Annotated in this window: 23 protein-coding genes; 8 read left to right on the top strand and 15 right to left on the bottom strand. The window is 57.7% G+C overall.

Translation table 11 applies throughout. The features are described from left to right. Positions 1–306 precede the first annotated feature (306 nt). The 7 genes from AZSP09_RS14110 (at position 307) to AZSP09_RS14080 (ending at position 7,317) form a co-directional block, all read left to right on the top strand. Positions 307–1,431: a tyrosine-type recombinase/integrase gene (locus tag AZSP09_RS14110; protein ID WP_014236248.1), complete on the top strand. Its 1,125-nt coding sequence runs from the start codon at positions 307–309 to the stop codon at positions 1,429–1,431. Then, the gene (locus AZSP09_RS14105; protein WP_014236247.1) at positions 1,431–3,101 is read left to right on the top strand and encodes a site-specific integrase; all 1,671 of its coding nucleotides are present in this window, start codon (positions 1,431–1,433) and stop codon (positions 3,099–3,101) included. Before AZSP09_RS14110 ends, AZSP09_RS14105 begins: the two co-directional genes overlap by 1 nt. Positions 3,102–3,172: 71 nt before the next feature. Then, positions 3,173–5,008 (top strand): integrase, encoded by a 1,836-nt coding sequence (locus AZSP09_RS14100; RefSeq protein ID WP_197739017.1) that lies wholly within the window; start codon positions 3,173–3,175, stop codon positions 5,006–5,008. After that, positions 5,005–5,493 (top strand): hypothetical protein, encoded by a 489-nt coding sequence (locus tag AZSP09_RS14095; RefSeq protein ID WP_014236245.1) that lies wholly within the window; start codon positions 5,005–5,007, stop codon positions 5,491–5,493. Before AZSP09_RS14100 ends, AZSP09_RS14095 begins: the two co-directional genes overlap by 4 nt. A 228-nt stretch (positions 5,494–5,721) precedes the next feature. Beyond that, positions 5,722–6,150: a hypothetical protein gene (locus AZSP09_RS14090; protein ID WP_043797807.1), complete on the top strand. Its 429-nt coding sequence runs from the start codon at positions 5,722–5,724 to the stop codon at positions 6,148–6,150. Between the two features lie 81 nt (positions 6,151–6,231). Then, positions 6,232–6,594, top strand: coding sequence for a hypothetical protein (locus AZSP09_RS14085; RefSeq protein WP_043797805.1), 363 nt, complete (start codon positions 6,232–6,234; stop codon positions 6,592–6,594). Positions 6,595–6,702: 108 nt separating this feature from the next. Next, positions 6,703–7,317, top strand: a complete 615-nt coding sequence (locus AZSP09_RS14080) for a hypothetical protein (protein ID WP_014236244.1) — start codon at positions 6,703–6,705, stop codon at positions 7,315–7,317. A gap of 97 nt (positions 7,318–7,414) precedes the next feature. On the opposite strand, the gene AZSP09_RS14075 is transcribed toward AZSP09_RS14080, so the two are convergent. The 15 genes from AZSP09_RS14075 to AZSP09_RS14005 all read right to left on the bottom strand — a co-directional run bounded on the left by AZSP09_RS14075 (position 7,415) and on the right by AZSP09_RS14005 (position 23,256). Then, entirely contained in the window at positions 7,415–8,584 is a 1,170-nt protein-coding gene (locus AZSP09_RS14075; RefSeq protein ID WP_232058802.1) for an MFS transporter, read from the bottom strand. Between the two features lie 38 nt (positions 8,585–8,622). Next, entirely contained in the window at positions 8,623–9,078 is a 456-nt protein-coding gene (locus tag AZSP09_RS14070; RefSeq protein ID WP_014236242.1) for a chromate resistance protein ChrB domain-containing protein, read from the bottom strand. Beyond that, positions 9,075–9,470: a hypothetical protein gene (locus tag AZSP09_RS14065; RefSeq protein WP_014236241.1), complete on the bottom strand. Its 396-nt coding sequence runs from the start codon at positions 9,468–9,470 to the stop codon at positions 9,075–9,077. Before AZSP09_RS14065 ends, AZSP09_RS14070 begins: the two co-directional genes overlap by 4 nt. Beyond that, positions 9,467–10,831 (bottom strand): chromate efflux transporter, encoded by a 1,365-nt coding sequence (chrA, locus tag AZSP09_RS14060; protein ID WP_014236240.1) that lies wholly within the window; start codon positions 10,829–10,831, stop codon positions 9,467–9,469. The genes AZSP09_RS14065 and chrA overlap by 4 nt, the downstream gene beginning before the upstream one ends. Next, a complete protein-coding gene (locus tag AZSP09_RS14055) occupies positions 10,828–11,766 on the bottom strand; it encodes a chromate resistance protein ChrB domain-containing protein (protein ID WP_014236239.1) in 939 nt (312 codons plus the stop codon). The genes chrA and AZSP09_RS14055 overlap by 4 nt, the downstream gene beginning before the upstream one ends. A 95-nt stretch (positions 11,767–11,861) precedes the next feature. Continuing rightward, entirely contained in the window at positions 11,862–12,419 is a 558-nt protein-coding gene (gene flgB, locus AZSP09_RS14050; RefSeq protein WP_232058801.1) for a flagellar basal body rod protein FlgB, read from the bottom strand. Between the two features lie 271 nt (positions 12,420–12,690). Then, positions 12,691–14,028, bottom strand: coding sequence for an MFS transporter (locus AZSP09_RS14045; protein WP_014236237.1), 1,338 nt, complete (start codon positions 14,026–14,028; stop codon positions 12,691–12,693). Positions 14,029–14,075: 47 nt separating this feature from the next. Next, the gene (locus AZSP09_RS14040) at positions 14,076–14,342 is read right to left on the bottom strand and encodes a hypothetical protein (RefSeq protein WP_043797801.1); all 267 of its coding nucleotides are present in this window, start codon (positions 14,340–14,342) and stop codon (positions 14,076–14,078) included. Between the two features lie 70 nt (positions 14,343–14,412). Beyond that, positions 14,413–15,054, bottom strand: coding sequence for a hypothetical protein (locus AZSP09_RS14035; RefSeq protein WP_014236235.1), 642 nt, complete (start codon positions 15,052–15,054; stop codon positions 14,413–14,415). 13 nt (positions 15,055–15,067) lie between these two features. Further along, positions 15,068–15,811 carry a HupE/UreJ family protein gene (locus AZSP09_RS14030; protein WP_014236234.1) on the bottom strand — a complete coding sequence of 248 codons (744 nt, stop codon included), beginning with the start codon at positions 15,809–15,811 and terminating at the stop codon, positions 15,068–15,070. Then, positions 15,808–18,966 carry an efflux RND transporter permease subunit gene (locus tag AZSP09_RS14025; protein WP_014236233.1) on the bottom strand — a complete coding sequence of 1,053 codons (3,159 nt, stop codon included), beginning with the start codon at positions 18,964–18,966 and terminating at the stop codon, positions 15,808–15,810. Before AZSP09_RS14025 ends, AZSP09_RS14030 begins: the two co-directional genes overlap by 4 nt. 10 nt (positions 18,967–18,976) lie before the next feature. Next, positions 18,977–20,209, bottom strand: coding sequence for an efflux RND transporter periplasmic adaptor subunit (locus tag AZSP09_RS14020; protein ID WP_014236232.1), 1,233 nt, complete (start codon positions 20,207–20,209; stop codon positions 18,977–18,979). Beyond that, positions 20,206–21,456: a TolC family protein gene (locus AZSP09_RS14015; RefSeq protein WP_014236231.1), complete on the bottom strand. Its 1,251-nt coding sequence runs from the start codon at positions 21,454–21,456 to the stop codon at positions 20,206–20,208. The genes AZSP09_RS14020 and AZSP09_RS14015 overlap by 4 nt, the downstream gene beginning before the upstream one ends. A 60-nt stretch (positions 21,457–21,516) precedes the next feature. Beyond that, a complete protein-coding gene (locus AZSP09_RS14010) occupies positions 21,517–21,918 on the bottom strand; it encodes a hypothetical protein (protein ID WP_133247329.1) in 402 nt (133 codons plus the stop codon). 168 nt (positions 21,919–22,086) lie between these two features. Continuing rightward, positions 22,087–23,256 (bottom strand): tyrosine-type recombinase/integrase, encoded by a 1,170-nt coding sequence (locus AZSP09_RS14005; RefSeq protein WP_014236230.1) that lies wholly within the window; start codon positions 23,254–23,256, stop codon positions 22,087–22,089. Positions 23,257–23,448: 192 nt separating this feature from the next. Between AZSP09_RS14005 and AZSP09_RS14000 the strand changes: the two genes are divergently transcribed. After that, positions 23,449–25,416, top strand: coding sequence for a TonB-dependent receptor (locus AZSP09_RS14000; protein WP_232058800.1), 1,968 nt, complete (start codon positions 23,449–23,451; stop codon positions 25,414–25,416). Positions 25,417–25,493: the final 77 nt, after the last annotated feature.

Here is a 25,493-nt window from a genome sequence, read left to right as displayed (position 1 = left end):
CGCCCTATCCTGCGCTGTCATCCAACCACCTGCCACTGCTCTCGCCCTCGGATATGAAAAATAAAAATATCTTCACACCTGGCAAAAACCATCGCCTCCAGGCGGCAATAAGGACGGTCCTGCTGGCCGGCGCCCTGCCGGGAGCCGCATTGCTATTGCCGCTCCAGGCAGGGGCCGCAGGCATGCCGACCCTGGACGTGTTAAGAGACCTGCAGAGTGTTGCCTCTGTAGAAAAAAAAGGTCCTTACAGTTACGGTTCTCCAAGTTGCCATTCTGGACAACTGGATTACTACTGCCTGGATCGATATGCACTTATTCCTCACCGACCCAACCTTCACGGTACACGGACAGCCATACCCAGGCATCCCATTTCTCATTGACGACCAAATGGCGCTTGTCACAGCGCCAAATGAATATCTCTTCCACGTCGCCGTAGTTAGGGGAAGAACATCGTCCCCGAAGACTTGGCAGACCTATGGAAATCACCTCTATGAATTCTTCAGCTTCCTGGAAACCATAGAGATTTCCTGGGACAGGATAAGAAGCACTCATCTAGCAGCCTGGCGGGACTCCATGCTTTCACGAGGATGTCGCCGCTCTACGGTCAACCACCGTGTGGGGGCTGTATCCAACTTCTACAAATGGGCCTTGCGCTCACAGAAAATCTCTTCCCTCCCCTTCTATATGGAGGACGTTCGGGTATCCCGGCCGAAGGGATTTCTGGCGCACATTGATGCCAAGGGAAATCAAGTCCAAGCCAATGAACTGAAGTTACGTTCATTTAAGCCACAACCAAAATTTCTAACAGCCGACAAGGCCAGGCTGTTCGTCACCGCGCTAACCCCGCGACGTAACCGCCTAATGGCCTACTTGATGTGGTTTTCGGGACTTCGTAGGGAAGAGGTTGCAACCTTGGAGTTGGAGGACATTCCCAATCCATCTGGCCATCCACCAGGTAAGCCTCTCGCGATGACGCTACGTACAACAAAGGGCAGAAAACCCCGATGGGTATCTGTCCCTTATGACCTAGCTGTCCAGTTATGGAACTACGTAATTTATGAGAGATCTTCGCTGGCTAAGCGCTACCGTAAACGGCACGTTGGTCCTGAGAGCAACCGGGTCTTCCTGACAGCATATGGAGAGCCAATCAGCCTGGGCGGAATAAACAACGCCTTCAAGAAGGCCTCAGAGAAATCAGGAATCAAATGCACACCACACATGCTGCGTCACACGTATGGCACCTACGAATTTATCCGGATGAGTCAATTCAAGAGTAAGGAAAGCGCTCTGTTTTGGGTCATGGAACGCATGGGACACAGCAGTTTGGCAACGACACAAATCTATATACACACAGCCAGTCTGGTAGATCACACAGCCTTGGATGGCTACCAAGCTGACATCTGCAAACTGCTCCAAGAGGATTGTGTCTGATGGCGATCCGGCGTAAGCGGGTTGATCGCAATACCCACATCGATCTGACCCCAGAAAAGCAGATCATCGACCTCCCTCCAGGATGGGCGTTCACCATTCGCTGTGTACACAGTGGCGCGGAGTATCACTTCGACTTCACAAGCCACCGGGCCCGAGGCCGTGAGCCGTTGGCCGAGCAAATGCGAGATGCCATTTGGTCTCTGCGTTTTGTCTCTGCCGGCAAATCACTGATGACCTATTTCAATAGCGGTATTCGTTGCTTCTGGCACTTCCTGGATGACCTGGAGCAATCCGGCCAAGTAGTGACTACTCTGGAACAGGTCGACCGGCTAATCATCATGCAATTTGTAGCATGGTTGGCCCTACAGACCGTTCAACACGGAAAGAACAAGGGGTTACCGTGGTCTGTATCCGCCTGTAATGCGACCTATGCCGGTATCAAATCAATACTCAAAAATCGCCGGCAACATGTGCCAGAGTCCATCAACCCTAACCTGAATTTCCCCAAGAATCCCTATCCCAACTCCAATAAGCGGATACCGCGACGAGAAGGTTACTCTGCAGGGGAGCAAGAGCGGATCATTGCTGCCTGCGCAGAAGATCTGGCCCTATTCAACGCAAATCCGGAAGCCCTCTCATCTCATCAAGTCTTGGCAGTTCATGCCGTCATCACCGTTTTGACCTGCGGCGTGAATATGACCCCCCTCCTGGAAATGCGCCGGGATAGCCTGCGCAGCTTTCTTCCGGATCGAGACTTACTGGTCTTGGAGAAGCGCCGTGGGTATACCACGCGCACCATATCCCTTCCCAAAAATACACCGGAGGAAACTGCAACACCCATTACCAAAATGGTGGGAGATTATCTCCGGCAGCTACAGCAATACACAGAGCGCTTTGTGTCAGACGCTGACGAAGCAGATCGCCCATTCGTTTTTCTCTGCCGTTTGGCCGACGTCACGTACTCACGACGTCGCGGAAATGTTGTTCGTTTCGACGAAGTTCAGGTGCGCAATGCACTCAAAAGCTTTGTCAATCGACATGAGCTATTTGACGACCGAGGCGCCCCCTTGAACCTGAGCATCGCACGCCTCAGACCGACATTTGCGCTGAATTACTACCTACGTCATCGCGACCTACGTAAGCTACAACAAGCCCTTGGCCATAGTTCCATTCTCCTGACCATCCAACGCTACATTCCACCAGTCACTCCCGAGGCTGTTCGCAACCATGCCTTCATTGGCCAGGCCATGGTGGGCTGGGCCACCAGCAGAGATGAAACCTTAGCTATCCGCTTAGCAGCAGATGGAGAGATTCCTCTTCGGAACGCAACTGAGCTGCTCACCGGTGGCTACAACACATCGATTGCCCGCTGTCGGAATCCATTTCGCGAAGCGGACCAGGTCTGCGGAAAATTCCTGGCCTGCTTTCGCTGCCCCAGCATGGTGGTGTTTGAGGACGACCTTTACCGCCTATACAGCTTCTATTTCCGTCTCCTGGCTGAGCGCCCCAAGATTCCTCCCCACCAGTGGATGAAAACATTCGGACCAGTCATAAGAACTATCGACGAACAAATTGCGGTGCAGTTTGATTCTGCCGTAGTGGCGGAAGCCCGCCAGCGAGCCCAATCCACACCGCATCCTGCCTGGCGCAATGACGCCCCCCTGATATGAGCACACTAGCTAATCCTGCGAAGCCCATTCGAGCGCTTTCATCCGCAGAAAAGGCCAGAACTCCGGTCTCTATGGCGAAGACGGATCTGGGTGAGTCCGTCGTGGTGTCCCGGTATGAGGACGAAATCTGGGACTTCTGGCCTTACATCCCGCAAAACAACGCTAGGGATAGTGAAAAGCGGATCAACTGGCGCATTGAGATCGCACCTGGTGAATTTCTCACTGACCACCAGCATGCCCCCCTGCTGGAAAGTACCAAGGACTTTACCTGGTCCTTGTTTATAGACCCTATCGATGGGCGCCAACGACCGCGAATGGCAACCGTGATTGCCCATGTGGTAGCGCTAACGCCCCTATTGCGCTGGATGGCGTCCCGAGGCATGCGACAGTTCAGGGATATAGAGGGAAGAGCCCTGGAATATGTCCCCATTGCCAAGATTAATCAGAGAACAGGCAAACCGACAGCCAAGGGCTGGCATGCAAGGCGGTTGATAGTTTTGGAGGAGCTATATCTTCAACGTGAAAAGCTGGCCGATGCCTTACCTACACATCCATGGCCTGATGAATCCGGTTTCACTCTGTCAGGAGAACGAGCCAAAGGTCGAACCATCAAGACACTACGAATCCCAGAGCGCACGGTTCGCCAGCTAGCCGAAGTCGCAATAAATTACGTCACCAACCTAGCTCCCCATATCTTAAGCACTCGGGATGCCCTGGAGCAGGCGGTGGCTAACAAAGAGGGATTCCAAGCCACCAATATCCGAATACCACTAGCCCGGGAATTGGGTTTTGAGGGCTCTCGTGACCTCAGTGCAGAACTGAGTTATCTCCGGGATTCCTGCTATATCGTGATTGCCATGTTCTCCGGAATCCGGGATTCCGAAACGCTATCCCTAAAAAGGGGGTGCATCGCTCATGACAAAGCGGACGATGGCATTGATCTCATCTGGCTTCACGGCACAATCTTCAAGACTGGAATAAAGCCGCACAAATGGCTCGTCCCGCCAATTGTTGAGACCGCAGTTCGTGTAATGGAGTGGTATCGACAACCGTATGCAATTCAGATCGAGGAGCAGATTTCCCAATTTGAACAGCAACTCGACATGTCCATTCCGGGCTCGACCTTCCACAAACGCCAACTCAAACGCCTGCACACCGCCAGAAAGGACCGGGATGGGCTCTTCCTGGGATGCGCCCCCTGTGTGGGTCATTTAGTAGGAGTGCTCAGCAAAAGCACCATTCATCGACGCCTCCAGAACTTCTGTCCACATTTCAATATTCTGGGAGACGACGGCAAATATTGGCGGCTTTCATCCCATCAATTCCGCAGAACCTATGCCTATTTCGTCGCCTCAGCCGAGCTGGGCGATCTCCACTATCTCCGAGAGCATTTTGGTCACTGGTCCATTGACATGACGCTGCTATATACCAGCGGAGCCTCCGATGCCTACCAGACGGATACAGACCTACTCACGGAAATATTGCGGAGCAAGACAGAAAAGCAGGAGAGCGTTCTACACAATTACCTGATGACAGACGCTCCCCTGGCCAACGGCGACATCATGCTTGCCGATCTACGCCAGACCATCAAAACTGCCAAGAATAAGCAGTCCTTGTTGCAACAGATTTCGTCAAGCATCACCCTAAATGGGACCGGCCACAGTTGGTGCATCGGCAATGCCAAGGGGACAAGTTGTGGTGGCCTGTGTGTTTTTGAGGCAGACATGTGCGTCGATTGCGCCTACGGGATGATCGGCCCTGAGCACCTTCCGGTCTGGAAGGAAATTGCTCTTCAGCAGCAAACGGCTTTAGACATGTCGGATCTGGGGCTGCCTGGTAAAACCCGGTCCCAGCGAATCCTGAATAAGGCCCTTGATGTCATCGCCAAATTGGAAATACCTCAATGAGCAATAATGCTGGGAACCCGCAAGCGCTACAGGCCCATAAGGAAAATTCGATCAAGCTGACGCGACAAGCCCTGAACTTGGCAATACAGCGCATTGTTGGCGGACATCCCGATCAGGTAAGGGTTGGGTCTCGCCTGACCGCCGCCAGCGTTGCTCAAGAGGCTGGAGTGGAGCGTTCCACACTGTATCGGTACCACCGGGAGATATTGTCCGAGATTCAGCGCATCAACGACACTGATGCCCAGTCGAAGTTGAAGATCAAGACATCCGCGCTTGCAAAGGCAGAGGAACGAAAGAAGGAATACCGGGAGCTTCTGGAACTGGAGCAGTCCAATCTGTTGAAGATTGCCCGGGAGAATTACGCGCTCCAGCAACGTATTCAAGAGCTGGAGGATTTGTTGAAAGAGAAGGATTCCTTGATCGCCAACCTCCGGGCAGAAAATAGAAAAGTCTCTTTAATCAGCGAAAGTCCAAGGGAAGGTTAGGTGAGTATTCGCATGAATACTGTGAATTTCACATCGAGCAGACGCTCGCCTTGAGCCAAATGCAAGATGGATAGATACTTGCGACTCCATCTCCTTTTTCGTAAATCATATTTCGGCCACAAGGCGCGAGAATCGTCGCTAGTTCAAGGTTCCCGGCATTTTTCTCATGTCCGTACGATTACGCATAGACGGACCCATGGGTCCGTCTATTAACTGTTAGGCTCCACTATGCCGTCTGAAACTATCGCCGTACTCGGTACCCTCTCGGGGGTGTTGATTGGTGGGTTCATAAACTACTTGGCGAGCCGCAGTGTAAAGAACCACGAATGGAAACTTGCGCTTGCGAAAGAACAAAGCACTATTCGCCACAAACTTTACGCGGAGTTTCTAGTTGAAACGCAACGACTCGTAGTTCAGGCGAGAGAAGAGAAAATTTCATCCCTTGCCGATCTAAACATGCTGAACGGAAAGTTCGCGGAGGTTTCACTTGTCGCATCCGGTATGGTCGTGGAGGCGGCGAAGAAATTGGCCGACTACGTCATTACCAGTCATAGTGCGCAGCCTGCGAAGGAAGTTGCTGACTTCTTCAAACTGAAAGAGGCATTCATCGCTGTCGCACGTCAAGATATCGCAGAGGTGCTGAGTGGTGGAGCCTAACACCACGTTCAAGGCGCAGCCTTCGGCTGCTGGGACGTCCCGCAAGTGGGCCGCCCCTTGCCTTCAACGTTAGGGGCACAAGTGACCATCGCCGTTGAGACCCGCCTTAGACTGGAATTGCTGTTCATCCTGTCGTTGTGTTTTGTCGCGGTTTTGGCGGAGGTGTTGGCGGCTGCCGCGGTGCTAAAGCCGGAATCTGAACCTCTTGCTTCGTGGTTTCAGCGCAGCGGTGCAATCACTTCGGTCTTCTGCGTCTTTGCCCAACTCAGAATCAACAACTTCTTCGAATCCATCCGTGGTGGAACATTCTCCGAGTCGTGGGCACTCTTCCGCCTGTTCAACAAACAGCACGGTACCGTTAGCTGGATCATTACGTTCGTTGCTATCTGGGGTGCATTTGTCTGGGGGTACGGCGATCTCATGCTTCGGCACTTCAGTCGTTGAGGGCGCTTCGTGTCATCAATACCAATACGCCCCCTACCACTACATTCGAGCGGACCTGCGCGAAAAGATGCGCAGGCCGCTCAATTTCGACGCGAGGTTTCATAGGCTATGAGAGCGCTCTCCACTGCAGATGTACCGATTCAACCTCTCAAGGAATTTGGCGAAGACGTTGGTCCAGAATTCGAATTTGAGATCGAAGATGGACGCGTTGCTCTCCTATCTGCTGAGCCACCGTCGTGGATTCACCTGATTGCCGATTCAAGTTGGTGGATTAGCCTTTTCTCGGCTGCCGCGGCTTTGTATATGGCGGAGATCGTGAAGGAAGCGGCAAAGGAATCGTGGAAGAACCGCGCAAAGGCGACGGCGCTCGTGGTAGGCGCGGCAAACAAGGTGAAGTTGTTCGCGGAGAAGGTTGTTCGCCTAAAGAAGAAACTTCCAGAGCGAACCGACATCGTGGTCGCTCTCCCCATTCCGAACGACTATTTCGGTGTTCGACTTACGCTTTCCGTTGACGACGCCGACCTACTTGCTTATCAAATTGCGCTCTTCGTTTCCCATATGCCAAGGTTGATTGAAGCAATCCGGAACGAAAAACTTGATGGTCCGCGTGTCGCAACCGGCCTCTTCTTGGAACTGCAAGACAACGGTGACCTAAAGGTGACATGGTTCAACCGAGAGTCTTTGGAGCTAGAAAGCCTTGTTATTCTGTTGCCCGTCCAATGAAGCCTATTGTTGAAATTCCGATAAGGGCCCTTGCATCTGCCCAATTTTGATTGCCGACTTCGGCTCCTTCTGAGGCCCGAGAGACAAATCCACTTCGTTATGGGTCTCGTTGTCGAAATGCTTTCCAAAGCATTAAGTCATAGCAAATTTTCAACGCTCCACAGGCAACCAGAGGCGCTGCAAGCCATCCCGCTGCAAACATTGCCCCACCAATCGTTGGGCTGATGGCAGAAGCCAAACTGCGTGGGACCGCAGTAAAACTTGCCGCAGCTGCACGCTCGGCCGGTGTCACCACCGCCATTACGAAAGCGCTTCGAACCGGTACGTCCATCTGAGACAGCAACGCCCGGATAAACAACAATGCGAATGCCAGCTCGAGACCCGGGGCAAATGCCGCGGCGATGAGACAGATGCTGGCGGGAATGTGGGTGAATACCATTGTATTCACCAGGCCAATGCGCTCGGCGACCTTCGGTGCGATTAGCTGGGACACAGCGGACAACAGCCCAGCCCAGAAGAAGAAGCTCCCCGCGGCAGCCAGCGACAACTCAAAACGCTGAAAGAACCAAAGGGCCATCAAGGCATTGATGGCCAGCCCTCCCGCAAAGGAGTCCAGGGAGAACAGCAGCGCCAGCCGGACAACAACGCCCTTCGACTCGCCGAGCGCCTGCGGAGCGGCCACCGCGCACTCCCGCCGGGGTGCCGGCATCCGTCGATACAGCAGCCATACCGTGCCACCCACCAGCCCGTAGAGCACGAACATCACCCGGAACCCTGATAGCAGCTCGATCCCCAGCACCGATACCAGTAGCTGGGGAATGCCTGAGGCCAGCGCCCCCAACGCAGCAAACAGGGCTCCAAGCAGGGAGTAGCGGGCGAACAAGGTGGTGCGGGCAGTACCCTGGCCCGATTCGGCCAACCGGGCATGTTCGAGGGGCAGAAACACGCTGACATCCCCAGAACTCGGATTGAGGGTGCCGACGAAAGCGACCAGGAGCAGGGGCAGGAATGCTGACAAAGAGGCAAAGGAGAGCCCGGTCCCCAGCATCAGCAGCGCGGCGCCCAGCAGCAGGTTCCGGTGATGGAAGCGATGGCCCCAGGCCCCCACCGCCAGGGTGGCGAATGCCGAACCCAGCAAGGTCGTTGTACTCAGGATGCCGACATCCAGGGTGCCGAAACCGAGCGCCAGCAGATAGGCTGGAAGGAGAACTGCCACATAGCCATCGGCAAATGCCCGCAGGGCCTTGCCCACCAGGAGCGGCAGCACTACCCGGTCTACACCTTCAGGCAGCAACCAGCGGCCAGTCACTTCAACCCCAGAAACCGGCCTATTTTCTTCAGCGGGGTATCGGCGCACCAGGCGTAGAGCGCATCGTAGATGACCATGCCGTGGGCCAGCATCTCGTGATCGTCGCTGAAATTCAGAGACAGACCCTTTGAAATGGCCAATAGACCAGCCGCTTCCTTGGCCAGTTGTGGCTGACCGCAGTCGGCGCCGCGCACGATGAGGGCCAGCTTGTTGAGTGCGGCATCCTCAAGCTTGTACTTTCCGATGAAGGCATCGAAGCTGCACTGGTCGCCATGGTGGCCCAATTCGGTGTTGGGCACGTCGTAGGGGGTGGCACCGGTCTCGGCCGCAATGCGCATCACTTCACCTGCGGGGACGTAGAGGAATTCCGGACTCTCGTCGACAAACCGGCTTATCAGCCAGGGACAGGCGATACGATCAATCTTGGGTCTTTCTCGCGTGATCCATTTCATTGGGGCATCTCCTTCAGATTGGCGGGTAACGGGGTCAGGTTGCCGGAAAGCACTTCCTGACCATCCAAATAGAGACGGACAGCCTGTCCTCGCTGGCGTACCTGGTAACACTCCTCTGGTTCTTTGGGCCTCGTCCAGTGCCAGCAAAGCTCATTGCCAATGACCCGCCAATTTCCCCTGGCAGGCTTGCCCATATTCATGCCGCGCAACTCCCCACCACTGAGAAATTGGTAGGCAAAGTGGACGCCATCACCGAAATCCTGGTTGGACAGGGCTTGGGCCAGCACCTTGCCCTGGAGCAATACCCAGCCTCTGTCGGCAGCAGCAGCGTTGATAGCCGTCACCAGCACAGCGACCCCTACCCACCGTGCCGTTCCCATGCCGAGGCTCACAGGAACATCTTCACCAGGAAGCCGATGACCGCGCAGCCACCAATGACATGGATGACGTTCGCCTTGAAGCGGAACAAGGCAATGGCTGCCCCTAGGGCAATCAGTGCCGATACCCACTCGAACGCCCCGTCGAAGCCCTTCGGCCACAGCACGTGGTAACCGAAGAACAGGGCCAGGTTCAGGATAACGCCGACCACGGCGGCCGTGATGGCGGTGAGCGGCGCCGTGAACTTCAGGTCATTGTGGGTCGTTTCGATGAAGGGACCGCCCATCAGGATGAAGACGAAGGACGGCAGGAAGGTGAACCAGGTGACCAGCATGGCCGCCACCGCACCGGCCAGGAAGAGGCTATCCGGGCCGAACACGGCCTTCACGTAGCCGCCAACGAAGCCGACGAAGGTCACCACCATGATGAGCGGTCCCGGTGTTGTTTCGCCAAGGGCCAGACCATCAATCATCTGGGGACCGGTGAGCCAGCCATAGCTCCCGACGGCCCCCTGGTAAACATAGGGCAGTACGGCGTAAGCACCACCAAAGGTCAGCAATGCGGCCTTGGTGAAGAACCAGCCCATCTGGGTCAGGGTATGACTCCATCCGTAGCTGGCGGTCAGCAGCCCCATCGGGACCAGCCACAGCAAGCCACCGATAAGCGCGACTTTCGCCAACTGGCCCCAGGAGAACCGGGCATGTACCGGCGTCGGCGTATCGTCGTCGATCAGGGCTCGGCCGAAGGACTTATCCGCTTTGCCGTGGCCGCCACCAGCCTTGAATTTGTCCGGCGCGACACGGCCGCCAAAGTAGCCGATGGCTGCAGCCGCCGCGACGATGGCTGGGAACGGCACGTTGAGTGCAAATATGGCCACAAAGGATGCTGCAGCGATGGCCCAGAGGGCATTGTTCTTCAGGGCCCTGGAGCCGATGCGGTGGGCCGCCTGGACGACAATGGCGGTAACCGCCGGTTTGATGCCGTAGAACAGGCCGGCCACCAGGGGCACATTGCCGAACGCGATATAGATCCACGACAGCCCAATCAGGATGAACAGCGACGGCAGCACGAATAGCCCACCGGCGACGATGCCACCCCAGGTGCGGTGCATCAACCAACCGATATAGGTAGCCAACTGCTGGGCCTCCGGACCGGGGAGCACCATGCAGTAATTGAGGGCGTGCAGAAAGCGGCGTTCAGAAATCCAGCGCCGGCGCTCGACCAGCTCCTGATGCATGATGGCGATCTGCCCGGCAGGCCCGCCAAAACTGATGAAGCCGAGCTTCAGCCAGAACAGGAAGGCCTGCCAGAAGCTGACTTCGGCAGGTTTGGACTCTGGCGAGGTGGAATCGGCGGCTGTCAGGATCGTACTCATGATTTCGATCCTTTCTCAAAGGAGGCCAGTAGTCCGTCAAAGATACTGCCGGCCAATGCCAGGAGTTGGTCATCATCGAGAATGGTGTCGCGTAGGCCGGCCAGGGTGCTTTCGATGCCCACCGCCTCTAGCGGTTGTACGCCACCCACATCCAGGAAATGGACCAAGGTACCGATGCGCTGCAGAGCCGGAGTTTCCAGGCCGAAGCTGGCAAGCAGCACTTCGAAGGTCACCCGGGCGCCGACATGGGTGAACGTCGCCCCATCGAAATCAAAACCAAGAGCCTCGGCCGGACAATCTGCCGGCGTTGCCAGCCAGAGCAGTTCGGCCTGGGGATCGATGTAGCGGCGAATCAGCCAGGCACTGGCCAGCCGGTCCACCCAGGGGCGCCGTCGCGTTGCCCAACGACGTTTTTGATAGTCCTGAATGCTTAAGCGGGAGATAGCGTCGTTGACCGGGTGCGGCTCATCGGGGGAAAGAGCCCAGGCTGCTCGTTGCTCAAGGTCACGTAAGGCCTCATCGGCCTGCTTTTGCGCTTCTCCAGGGAAAAAATCGATGGCTACCAGGTTGGAGAACGCCTTGCGCAGCTTGCGGGCTTGCTTCAGAGCTTCGTTTACCGTGTCCGGACCGAGCGTGTCTCGGGCCGTGGCAATCTCCCCCAGCAGAGTAGCAAAGTCGGCGCTGCGGTCGAAGAAGACCACAAAGTTGCCATCGCTGGGCTCCTCGAGGCGGACGACCAGGGCTGTACCTTCTGCAGCACGAACATCTGCGGCTACGGCATCAAGTGTGTTCCGGCAATCCTCCCGCTCCGGCATCAGATAGACCCCATCCCGGAGGACGGCGGCACCCGATGCCTTGAGGCTACGCCAGGCACGCATGCGGGCCGTGGCATTCTCGGTGGGAAGGCTGGTAATGAGTGCGATCCATGTAGTCATGAGTGTACTCTACAATGCTGTTGATAACTCTACAAATAAAATTTGTTGCTACATTGGATTTGCAGCCTGGCTGGCATGAGGCTAGCTTGAACGAACTATTTTAGGTTTCGAAACAACTCAGTCAGCTCTTTGAAATCGCCACCAACCTGATCCAGGGTGAATTGGTACATCACAGCATTCTCAGCAAAATGCTGGCGCTCAATGTCCATTTCTACGGTATTTGCGTCTGCACTGGCCTGAAATGGTGTGCGGTATTTCAGGTTGAACGGCGGAGAGGACCAATGAGCACTCCCGTTGATATGGCTGGGAGATGATTTTGCTAATGGCAACAGCCCCATTTGGTTCTGCTTGGCAGCATCTTCGACATCGATATCCATAGCCCTATATCCTGGCGTATCGGAATTCGCGATATTTGAAGCAATGAGCTGTTGCCTATAGGCCCGTATTCCCAGCATTTTTTGCTGGAAGTCCCCCGGTTTCTTGTTTCCGTCTCTATGCACGGTTACGCCTACGTCAGCTGGCGTGTTGCTCCTGGAAAGCGCCTGATTGAGGATTTTCGAGAAGTCGGCCGTCTGCATACGGGACTGACCAACTACGGATGTCGGCGTTGTATCTAGTTTTGCCACCTGCTGTGGAAGCTCCATCTTTGGCATGCGAATACCACCCCATTAATGAGCTTTTTTATTTCCGTTTTCGAAATAAAAAATCAAAAATCCTTACAGCACGAATCCACCGCTCCTCTTCCCAGCTCATAAAAATCAGTACCAACAGCAACACCAGTAGCACGCCAATTCCGACGGCAAATAGCCGGAACTCGATGTGGAGCCACATGTGGCTGAGCATGTGAAAGAGTCCCCGACCAACAATCAGGTGGCTATCTGCTACTCGAAGAAAATCACTCAGTACCATCGCGTAGTGGCCGGCTTAGTGGGGCCATCGCTGATGCAGTTCATCGATGACAAAACGGTGCTCATGAGTCCGACCTCCGCCACCAAGCGCGTACTCGTTCCAATGAGGGTGGTCGGTAGAGAGATCGTCATGATGGTGGGCAATCACATCAGGGTCCTGCCTTGGCCAAGTGCGCCAGGCAAGCGCCCCTCCCACTGCTGCCATGGCGCTAAGGGCGGAGAGGGCAACACCGAATCCCAGCCGCGCTCCAAGCCATCCCGCCAGTGGATAAGCCAGAAGCCAACACAGGTGTGAGAGTGAAAACTGGGCGGCAAACAAAAAGGGTAGATCGTCCGATTGGGCCGAGCGCCGCAATAGTCGTCCCCCGGGTGTTACCAGGCCTGCGTAGGACATACCCAGAACCACCCATGCGGGAATGAGACTTGCCCAGCCCAAACCCCCGGTACTCCACCAAACCCCCGTTACCGCCAGTAGCACAACGACCATTGCTGATGCCGCGCTCAGCATGATTCGACGATCCGCCATACGGTCGAGCAATGTTGGCAAGGAAAAGGCCACGGCCATGGACCCGGCACCGAAAGCTGCCAGAGCCCATGCCACCTCCCGTTCACCGCCTCCCAGCACCTCGCGGACAAGGACTACGGTATTCACGAAAACCATGCTGGCCCCACTTGCGGCACATAGGTTCAACGCCAGAAGTCCGCGTAGTCGCGGTGTGTGTAGATAAATCCGCATGCCTCGGAGGGCTCGACTGTAGGGGCCATCTCCCAAACGGGTTTCTGGCACGACGGGAAATGCCGTGCTCATGACCAACAGTGCAGATAGAACAAAGCCGACGGAGGTGCCGGCAAACAGCCCGTGAAAACTGATGACCACCAACAATGCCGCTGCCAGGGCCGGACTAAGCAGGCTTTCCAGGTCATAGGCCAGCCGCGACAGGGAGAGCGCGCGGGTGTAGTCGCTTTCCTCCGGCAGAATCTGGGGAATAAGCGACTGAAAAAGCGGGGTAAAGCAGGCTGAGGCTGATTGCAGCAGCGCAATCAGCACATAGACCTGCCAGATTTCGGTGACGAACGGCAGCAGCAATGCCACCGCCGCTCGAATCAAATCTAGGCCGACCAAGACACGCTTTCGCCATGCCGCAGGGACAACAGCCCCCGCTACAGGCGAAAGCGTGACGTAGACGATCATTTTGATGGCCAGTGCGGTACCCAGTACCGCACCGGCATTGGCGCCTGCCAGATCATAGGCCAGCAATGCCAGGGCCACGGTCAAAAGCCCCGTCCCCACCAATGCAACGACTTGGGCGAGAAACAAATGCCTAAAACTGCGATGTCGGAGGATTTCAAGCATGGCTATTTCCTATGTCTCTACGGGCGACAATGAACTATCAGGAGGGGTTACTTCTTATCCGGTGTTTCGTCCTTCTTCTCGGCCACCGGGGTTACAGGCTTCTTGGTGGCATCGCAACGGGTCTTGAGCGCCCGGGTTGCGGGGTCCTTTAGATCCACCACGTAATGCTCGGTGTCGGTGAGGTGCCGGCAAGCAGTGGGCGTGGCCTTTGGTTCGGCACTGTCTTCGTGGACACCGTGGGCATAGGCAACGCTGGAAAGCGACATGAAGGACCCGACCAGCAAAGAGAGGGACAGGAAGGTTTTGTTTTTCACGGGGTACATCTCCAATGTGAAAGCGGCAAGCCGCGGGGTTAATACAACGGGGCCGTGTAAGAAAGCTTCGTTACGGCCGATACAACTCGGATTGGAAACCGGAGGCTTCGATGGATACCGTCACCGGCTCGGTGCCGCGGTTTTGCCAATACCAACCGTGACTTCCTTCGAAGGGGGCAACAAAAGTGCCGGATGCACTCTTTTGAGCACTTTCGACCGAATAGCTGGTCCAGGCATTTTTGGCATTCGGTGCTTCGCCGTGCATATCCACGGCCACCGCGGCGGTTGCTTGCCAGTGGAAGGTCAGGCCTTCACCAGCCCGGAGGTGCGCTTTGACCTCTGCGCCTTTGCCGGGAGCCAGCGTTACCGTGAATGTGTTGCGACGCATGGGGCCATCACCTGCCAATGAAACGGCGGAGGCATCCAAGGACCTGCCGGCTTGCTTTCCGAAAGCAGCATCTGCTTTGGCGGCAAGCATTGCATTGGGGCCAGCAATAGCATCCGGGGTTGCCAGAACAGATGTTGTTTCAGCACCGGCAGACTGTTTAAGGGCATCGAGGCCGAGGAAACGGCCAATGCCGGTAGGGTCCATCCCATATTCCGCAGGAAGCACCATGGTCACCAGCAAGGTGGCGGCAACACCTGCGGCTACCGCGGTTGCCTTGAACAGACTGGCACTACTGGGCAGGGAGTGGGTTTGAGTATTGGACATAGGAAGACCTCGATCAGGAAACGAAATAGCCGGTAAGTTGGTAGCCGACCAAGACAAAGCCAGCAGCCATGAGTGCGGTATTGGCGGTGAATGCTTGCCGGGAGAAGGCTGTGCTGCGGCGCCAGAACCCCATGACGATCAGAATTCCAGCCAGTGCCAGCAATTGGCCAAGTTCTACGCCAACGTTGAAGGCCAGCATGTTCGGCACCAGACCATCGCGGGACAACGAGAAGTCCTGCAGCTTGGTGGCCAGGCCGAAACCGTGGAAAAAGCCGAAGACCAGTACGGCCGCCTTGGTATTGGGCTGGAATCCCAACCAGTGCTTGAATGCCCCCAGGTTGTCCAGCGCCTTGTAAACCACGGAGACGCCGATGATTGCGTCGACGACATAGGGATTGACGTGGAAACCGCCCAGCACCCCCAGCAGCAGGGTCACGCTGTGTCCGACGGCGAACAGGGTCACGTAAATGCTGACGTCGCGCATGCGGTACAGAAAGAACACCACACCAAACAGGAACAACAGATGGTCATACCCGGTGACCATGTGCTTGGCTCCCAGGTAGGCGAACAACAGCAGGTTGCGGCCGGTGTTCTGCTCGAGAAAGGACTGATCCTCTCCCGTGACCCCGTGGGCGAAAGCCCACAGGGGCAGCAGTGACGCGAGGAGCGCCACGGTCCACCGGCAAATGCCGGTGGCGCTGAACTGGCGAAATGGCAAAGGAAACTCCTTGTTGAATAGAATGGGGGAAGGGGTCACGCGGCTGTCTCCTCGTTCTCATTCCGGTGTATCAGCCGGTACAGCACCGGGAGCACCAAGAGGGTCAGCAGGGTCGAAGAGATGATGCCGCCGATCACCACGGTTGCCAGTGGGCGCTGCACTTCAGCACCTGTACCGACATTGAGGGCCATGGGGACGAAGCCAAGACTGGCAACCAGTGCGGTCATCAGCACGGGGCGCAGACGGGTCAGCGCCCCCTCGGTCACAGCGGTATGTAGCGGTTGCCCAAGCTCACGCAGCTTCCGTATGAAGGTGATCATCACCAAGCCGTTGAGTACCGCAACGCCAGACAACGCAATGAATCCGACCCCGGCTGAGATGGAGAAGGGAATACCGCGCAGCCACAGGGCCAGTACGCCACCGGTCAGCGCCAGGGGTACGCCGCTGAACACGATTGCGGCATCCTTGGCCGATCCGAAGGCCATGAACAGCAAGCCAAAAATCATGACCAGGACCACGGGAACCACGACGCTCAGACGCTGGCCGGCCGAGATCAGCTGTTCGAAGGTGCCGCCGTATTCGACCCAGCTTCCGACAGGCAGCACGACTTCCGCCGCAACTTTCCCCCGGAGTTCCTCCACGAAGGAGCCGAGGTCCCGGCCGCGCACGTTCGACGTGATGACCACGCGCCGCTTACCGTTTTCCCGACTGACCTGGTTGGGCCCTAGCTCTACCGCAATAGTGGCCACGGCACTCAAGGGCACCACGCCGGGCATCCGCGACAACGAAGCTCCATCGGCTCTGCTTGTCGCCGGCAGGGCAATGGGCAGCGCTGCCAGTGCCTTCGGGTCCTGGCGCTGGGCATCGGGGAGACGCACCACGATATCGAAACGGCGATCCCCCTCGAAAAGCTGGCCAGCCGTTGCCCCACCCATCGCCGCGGATACGGTGTCCTGGATGTCGGCCACGGCCAGGCCGTAGCGGGCCAGGGCGGCACGATCCGGCTTGATGACCAGCAGCGGCAGGCCGGTCACCTGCTCAAGTTTCACGTCGGCACTTCCGGAAATGCTGCCTGCGACTTTCTCGATCTGTTTGCCAACCGCGGTCAGCGCTTGCAGGTCATCGCCGAATACCTTGATCGCCACTTCCGCACGTACACCGGCAATCAACTCGTTCATCCGCATCTGTACCGGCTGGGTAAACTCGTAGTTGTTGCCGGGGATGGCACGAACAGCTTCCTCCAGCTCCGCCACCAGGGTAGCCTTGGACTTGCGCGGGTCCGGCCAGTCCTTGCGTTCCTTGAGCAGAATGAAAGTATCGGCCACAGAAGGCGGCATCGGGTCGGTGGCCACTTCTGCCGTGCCGAGCTTGCCCACCACCTTGTCTACTTCCGGGAACTGCTTGATCCGTGCTTCGAGCTGGGCCTGCATACCGATAGCCTGGGTCAGGCTGGTACCCGGGATGCGTAGGGCGTGCAGGGCAATATCCCCCTCATCCAGGTTGGGGATGAACTCCGTACCCAGGCGAGTCGCCAACAATCCACACAGCACCACCAGCACTGCAGCGGCGCCAATCACCGGCTTTTGCAGCGATAGGGACTTCTCCAGCAGAGGAGCGTAAATCCCATGCAGCCGCTGCATCAGGCGGGTTTCTTTTTCCTCGACCTTGCCGGTGACGAACTGTGCGATGGCCGCCGGCACGAAAGTCAGGGATAACACCATTGCGGCAACCAGCGCCATGACCACAGTGATAGCCATGGGATGGAAAGTCTTGCCCTCGACCCCGCTGAGGGCAAAGATCGGCAGATAAACAGCGGCAATGATGAACAGACCGAACAGGCTAGGCTTGATTACCTCGGCACTTGCTTTCGCAGCTAGTTGGAAGCGCTCCTCGATGGACAGTAAGCGGCCCAGGGCGTGCTGCCGCTCACCGAAGCGGCGCAGGCAATTCTCGACGATGATCACGGCGCCATCGACGATCAGGCCGAAGTCCAAGGCCCCAAGGCTCATCAGGTTGGCCGATACCCGGTTCTGCACCATGCCGGTGATGGTCATCAGCATGGCAACCGGGATCACGGCCGCCGTGATCAGTGCCGCACGGATATTGCCCAGCAGCAGGAAAAGAACCACGATTACCAGCAAGGCTCCCTCGAGGAGGTTCTTCTGGACCGTGGCAATACTGCGGTCCACCAGTTGGGTGCGGTCATAAACCGCACGCGCACTGACCCCTTCCGGTAGCGAAGCATCGATTTCCTTGAGGCGGGTCGCTGCACGCATGGCGACTTCCCGGCTGTTCTCACCAATCAGCATGAATACCGTGCCCAGCACCACTTCCCGGCCATCCCTGGTTGCGGCACCGGTGCGCAGTTCCGAGCCGATCTGGACCGTAGCTATGTCGCTAATTCGCAAGGGCAGCCCGTCACGCATTGCCACCACGATCTCTCGCAAACCAGCCTCATCACCCACCTGCCCAGGAATGCGGATCAGGTTCTGCTCACCACCCCGTTCGATGTAACCGGCGCCCGTATTGGCGTTGTTACGTTCAATGGCCTGCAGCAGGTCATCAATGGTTAACTTGTAGGCCACCATCTTGGCCGGGTCGGGGGTGACATGAAACTGCTGCACGTTGCCGCCGATGGTATTGACCTCGGTGACACCTTTCAGGTTACGCAGCTGAGGGCGAATCACCCAATCCTGCAGTGTTCGCAAATCCGTAGGCATCCAGGGTTTGCCATCCGCCTTGGTAGCCCCTGGTGTGGCCTCGACCGTATACATGAAGATTTCACCCAGCCCTGTCGCCACCGGTCCCAAGGTCGGTTTGACGCCAGCCGGCAATTGGGAAGACGCCTGTTGCAGACGTTCGCTCACCTGCTGTCGGGCAAAGTAGATGTCCGTACCGTCCTCGAACACCACGGTGACCTGGGACAGTCCATAGCGCGAAATCGAGCGGGTGTACTTCAGGCGAGCCATACCTGCCAGGGCGGTTTCTACCGGGAAGGTGACACGTTGCTCTGCCTCCAACGGCGAATAGCCGGGGGCCTCGGAATTGACCTGGACCTGGACATTGGTAATGTCGGGGACGGCATCGATCGGCAGGCGACCATAGCTCCAGACACCAAGTGCGGAGGTGCCCAGAACCAGTATCAGGACCAGCCAGCGATGTGCGATTGCCGCACGAATCATTCGTTCTAGCATGGCAAATCCCTTAGTGATCGTGGCTGGCGCCGGACTTCTCTATGTCGGCTTTGATGAGGAAGCTCTGCTCAGCTACATAAGTAGCACCTTGCTTCAGCCCGCCCAGCACTTCGGCGTAGCGGCCATCACGCTCACCCAGCTCGAGCATGCGGACCTCGTAGGTGTCCCCTACCTGGGTAAAGACGACGGTGAAATCACGGAAGCGTTGCAGGCCGGATTCCTTCACCGCCAGCGGGACTTGGCGTGCCGCCACGGTGACATCCGCAGAGACCGCCATACCCGGCCGCCACCGCCCTTCAGGGTTGGCAATGCTGGCACGGGCCACCACGCTTTGCCCGGAGGCCAGGGGCAGCAGCGTCTGGATTTTCCCGGTGACCCGGCTGCCACCGGTGGCCGAGGAAATCTCGACCTCCTGGCCCACGGACAGCTTCTCCGCATCTCCACCGAGAGCCCGTAATTCCACCCAGACGCTGGACAAATCCGCCAGTTCAACCAGGGTGTTGCTGCCGGCAACGTCGCCGACGTTGGTATTGCGCGCCAAGACGATGCCGTCAAACGGTGCGACAACGGAATAGGTCCGCATGCTGTCGTTACCTTCAATCGCCACCAGCGTCTGGCCACGACTGACACGCTGCCCTTCCTGGACATTGACCGCGCGTACGATGCCCGGGAAGCGGGCCTTGATCTCGGCACGCCGATTCGCATCGACCATCACAGCACCCATCAGCCGCACTGTATTGCGGATTGTTGTCGGACCGGCCTTCTCGACCTTAACCCCTGCGTCGTTTGCGGCAGCCGCCGGAATCGTGGTGCGCCCCTCATACGAGGGGAACGCCCAGCTGTAGGATTGGCCGGCATGCTGGGCCTTGACCTCGACATCGAATGAATGGGGCTCAATGACTTCACTGCTGCCGTTCAGGTAGTCTTTTTCCGGCGTGAAGGTGAAATTGTTGAATTCGCCATCCAGGCGCTTGAGCTGGATTGCGGCTTGCACGCTGGCCGGCGGCAAAGGCTTGCCGTTCTGGTAGGCATACAGCCGATACTGCGGCGGCACATTGGTTTCATAGATGGTCACTTCGAGAGCGAAGTCACCCTGGCGCAGCATCCGGCCGCGATGGGGGCCACGCTCGTACTCTTCGGCAGCACTGGCTTTTTCCGCAGCAACCACAGCGGAGGGAGGGGTATCGTTGCCGCAAGCTGTCAGCAGCAGAGGCACGAGAATCAGGGGTAATAGTCGGTTCATGGCGTGGGTTCCGGGGCAATGGCGGTGAGGCGTTCCACCTCGGTCATCAGGATCTGGCAGCGAGCAGCAGCATCGACAGCGCGTTGGCGCAGTTCGAATAGGGTTTTTTGCGCTTGTGCCAGGGCAAGAAAGGAGAAGCGGCCGGCTTCGAAGCCGCGCCGGGTGAAGGCCAGTGCCTCCTCGGCCTTGGGAAGCATGTGCTTTTGCAGCGTTTCAGCTTCAGTACGGGCCTGATTGAGTTCTTGATACTTTCCAAACAGCGACTGGTAGTGCTCGAAACGCTGAGCATCGCGGCGAGCTTCCAGTGCCATCAGTTGCGCATTGGCTTCGGCGACGGACAGTCCCGAGCGAACCTGGTTGCCGAGTGGAATCGATACCGACATCATCAATGCCTGATCGCTGGTTGCCTCAAGGCGACGCACACCCAGATTGACGGTAACGTCCGGCTTGGCGCCGGCCTCGGCTAAGCGCTTGCGAGCAGCGATACTATCCGCCTCGAGCAATGCGGCACGTTGCTCTGGTGTCATCGGCAGACGAGCCACCAAGGTATCCAGCGACTCCGCTTTGGGCAGCACGAGCAGATTGCCTGCAGCCGTCTCAAAATCGGGTGTTAAGACCCCCCAGCTGGAGGCCAGGGTTAACCTGGCAGAGGTCAGCTTGTGCTCGGCCCGGGTGCGCTCCAGCTCGGCGTCAGCAACGGCGATTTCAGCCGCACGCAAATCTGACTCCGGGTTGCGGGCAGCGGCTACCCAATTGGCGACCTCGCGGCGTGTGCGCTCGGCTTGTCCTACCTGCTCTTGAGCGTATTTCAGCCGTTGCTGGTCAGCCAGCACTGAAATGAAGCGGAGTGAGGTGCGGCTGATGACATCCAGGCGGGTTGCCTCGGACAGGTTCTGTTGCTGATTGATTTCAGCGCTACCCAATGCCTGGCGCGCTTCACGTTTACCGCCCAGTTCAATGACGCGGCCAATACGTAGCGTGGTTTCAGCTGATTGCCCCCCCCGAAAGGCTCCAGTACCGCCGACGTTTTCCACATCGGCGCCGATCATAAAGGGCGTTGCCAGGCCTTCACGCTGAGCGCGTGCCTGAACGGCTTTCAATTGCGCGGCCTCGGCCGCAAGTGAGGGGTGGGATGCCAAGGCGCGGGAGACTGCTTCCTCCAGGCGCAAGGATTCAGCGGCATACCCCGACAAGGGGATACCGCAGGTTCCGGCTACAGCCAGAACCAGCAAACAACGCAAGTTCACGGAAAACCTCCAATATCGACAGACGACACAAAGCAAGCCGCTAAAAAGCGGCGCTAGGCGTCAGGCGATTGGAGGGCGATAGGGGGGAAGTGGTGTCGCAGAAGGCCGCGACAAGTAGGCGAGGGTAATCTTGTCCCGGGCGGGAAAGATGAATGGCTCGATTCCCAGTCCATCCACCGGCAAGGGCGGAGGAGTGACAACGGAACCGTGTGCATGCAGCACTTTGGCTCCGGTCGAATCAGAATCGGAGTCCATAGAGTCTGAAGGATCGGAGAGCGATGCCTTCGTCAATTCAGCAGTGACGTAACCGTGATCATGATCGTGATCACCATCCGCATGGGCATGAATCTCACCAAACGGAACACTGGCTGCCACCAAGGCAAACAGCATCAATACCACCGCGCAGCGCCCGATAGGGTGCTGCACATATGCACGAAAACGGTGGCGAAGAGATTGATACATATTCTCAGTATGCACGAACTTAGTTGTTCACTTCAAGCGCAACTTTTTTGTGGATTTGCCACTAGATGACTGTCACCCCAATTCAAGCGGTAGTTAGATAAGGTCCTGCTTTCAACCCGCTCATCCACACCAGTAGGGACTCCTCCTCCCTCGCAAGGTCATCAGAACTCAAACCAGCGCGCCCTCGGCAAGATCCGCGAGGGAATCATAGGTTGCCAACGGGTCCAGGTGAAAGAGCCTGGATTCATCGAGGAGTTCTAGGTAGTTGTTTGGCGGCGGGATCGGCCGACCTTGACGCATCAAGACCAAAATTTCCCGTAATAGGGCATCCTGAGCTTGCTGTACTGCACTGTTTAGACATGGCCCTGCCACATGCAGATCGTCAAAGTCCGGGAAGGTTACTTTTACCTGGCTCTCATAGGGCTCGATGAAGGCTGGATAAGGAACCAGGTAGCTCAAGACCGCAGCCTTCCCCTTGTTTGCGCCAGCGTCGAGCTTACGCACCAAACGCTGAGCACGAAGATGCGTATATCGCTTCAGCATGGACAGGCTCTTGTGTCCGCTGATGGCAGCAACTTCCATCAGGTTGAAGACACCTCGTTCCATCAAGCGAGAGATTGCTTCGTGCCGAAGATCGTGGAAATGCAGATCAGGAATATTCAGCCTCTTGATCATGCTTCGCCAACTGCTCTTCAATCCGTTGTTCGTATAGCTAAAGACTCGCCCCGACAGCTTCACCCTCTGGGCCGCCAGGATATCCCTAGCCTCCATGCTTAACGGGATATCACGTTTGGAACCATTCTTGGTGTCGGGCAGATGAACAATTCTGGATTTCAGATTGATGTGCTCCCAGCACACCCCCAGAATCTCCCCCTGACGCATAGCAGTTTCTAATGCCAATTGGACAATGGCCTTCATCTCATGCGCGCCCCGCTGGGAACAATGCCTCATGATCATCCGTTCTTCACGAGGAGCCAAGCGTCGATCACGGCCAGGCGGAAGTTTTGGCTTACGGACGTTGGCGACAGGGTTATCGTTGCATATACCCCATTCGTTCTTCGCAATGCGAAACAGGTCGGAAAGCAGCGCCAGATCCAGCCGAACCGTAGCAGGGGAAAGTGCCCTACCCGTTCGTGCGTTAATCTCCGCTAATCGCTCATCCCTAAATGTCGCCACATCGACTGACGTTATATTGCGAATCGGAAGATCAGCAATGGAATAACGACAATATAGGTTAATTCGATATTTCTCTTGTGCGTGGCCCTTCTTATGGATACTGATGCGCTCGCAGTACATGAAAAGGGCTTCACGCAACGTAGGATTGGTATCATGTGCCATTGGCTATGCAGGGCCTTATTAGAAGGGCGCCACATAACCACATCATTCCGATAGTGTCAGCTGACAATAGTCAGAATTTTTCGGTTTGTTCGTTTTTCTCTTTAGGCTACTAGAAAACCGTATCCCCTGATGTAATCCCGCTCAGCAGAAGCAACTTGGCTATACGCAACACTGAATTGGATTACATAAGACGTGATCGAAGTGAAGGCCGGCGCCCAGGACCTGATCGGCGTCGCCGACGCCGCCAGCGTCGGCACGGTGACAGCGAAGCAGCTGGAGAACCGCCCCCTGCTGCGCCCGGCGGAAGTGCTGGAAACCGTGCCCGGCCTCATCGTCACCCAGCACGCCGGCGACGGCAAAGCCAACCAGTACTTCCTGCGCGGCTTCAACCTGGACCACGGCACCGACTTCTCCGTCACCATCGACGGCATGCCCATCAACCTGCCGACCCACGCCCACGGCCACGGCTACCTGGACCTCAACTTCCTCATCCCCGAGCTGGTGGAGCGCATCCAGTACAAGAAGGGCCCCTACGCCGCCGAGGACGGGGACTTCTCCTCCGCCGGCAGCGCCCGTATCGACTACCGCCGCGCCCTGCCGGAGGACTACGTCAGCATCGGCCTCGGCAGCAACGGCTACCGCCGCCTCCTCACCGCCGCCGACAAGGAGACCGCCGGCGGCGGCCGCTGGCTGGGCGCCGTGGAGGTCTTCCACAACGATGGTCCCTGGGAAGTACCGGAGCACTACAAGCGCCTCAACGGCGTGCTGCGCTATTCGGAAGGCACGCGCAACAACGGCCACTCGCTGGCCTTCATGGCCTACGACGGCGACTGGACCTCCACCGACCAGCTGGCGCGACGGGCCGTGGACCAGGGCCTGGTGAACCGCTACGGCAGCCTGGACCCCACCGCCGGCGGCAACACCCGGCGCCTCTCCCTCTCCGGCCAGTGGGCGCGGCAGGACGGGGCGGTGCAGACCCGGGCCAACACCTATCTGGTGGACTACCGGCTCAACCTCTTCTCCAACTTCACCTACGCCATGGACGATCCGGTCAACGGCGACCAGTTCGAGCAGGCCGACCGGCGCCGTTACGGCGGCTTCGGCTGGAGCCGCAGCCAGCCGGTGCAGTGGCTGGGCAAGGAAGGGGACTTCACCTGGGGCGTGCAGGGGCGCCAGGACGACATCGACAACGTGGGCCTGTACCGCACCGCCGCCCGCCAGCGCCTGTCCACCGTGCGCAGCGACAGCGTGAACCAGGGCAGCCTGGGCCTCTACGGCCAGTGGGGCGCCCAGTGGAGCGACTGGCTGCGCAGCGTCGCCGGCCTGCGCCACGACCGCTACCGCTTCAAGGTGGATTCCAGCCTGGCCGCCAATTCCGGCAAGGAAAACGACGGCATCACCAGCCCCAAGCTGTCCCTCATTTTCGGCCCCTTCGCCAACCAGGAGTTCTATTACAACTGGGGCCAGGGCTTCCACAGCAACGACGCCCGCGGCACCACCATCCGCGTCGATCCCTCCAACCCGGGCGACCCCATGTCCCGGGTGCCGGCCCTGGTCAAATCCCGGGGCCAGGAAGTGGGCTGGCGCAGCGCCCCGGCCCCCGGCTGGAACACCAGCGTCGCCCTGTGGCGCCTGGACCTGGATTCGGAACTGCTCTTCGTCGGCGACGCCGGCACCACCCAGGCCAGCCGCCCCAGCCACCGCCAGGGCATGGAATGGTCCAACTACTGGACGCCCCGAGACTGGCTGACCCTGGATGCGGACATCGCCCTCTCCAAGGCCCGCTTCCGCGATGACAGTAGCGTTGGCAACCACGTCCCCGGCGCCGTCGAACGCACCGCCTCCGTCGGTGTCGCCGTGCACGACCTGGGCCCCTGGCGCGGCGGCCTGCGCCTGCGCTACCTGGGCCCCCGGGCCCTCAAAGAAGACGACTCTGTGCGCTCCGGCAGCTCGGTGATGGTCAATCTCAATGTGGGCTACAAGCTGGCCGCCAAGAGCCAGCTGACCCTGGAAGTGCTCAACCTGTTCAACCGCAAGGCCAGCGACATCGACTACTACTACGAGTCCCAACTGCGCGGCGAAGCAGCGAAAGTGGAGGATGTGCACAGCCACCCGGCAGAACCCCGCATCTGGCGCCTGACCTATACCCAGGGTTTCTAAGGCACCTCAGCCAGAAGACAAGAAGGACGCCATTCTTCACCGTGCCGTGGTGAAGAATGGCGTCCTTCCTACTTCTG

It is taken from the genome of Azospira sp. I09 (genome assembly GCF_009177135.1).
Classification (GTDB): Bacteria; Pseudomonadota; Gammaproteobacteria; order Burkholderiales; family Rhodocyclaceae; genus Azospira; species Azospira oryzae.
This window is presented reverse-complemented; position numbering and strand designations above follow the sequence as displayed.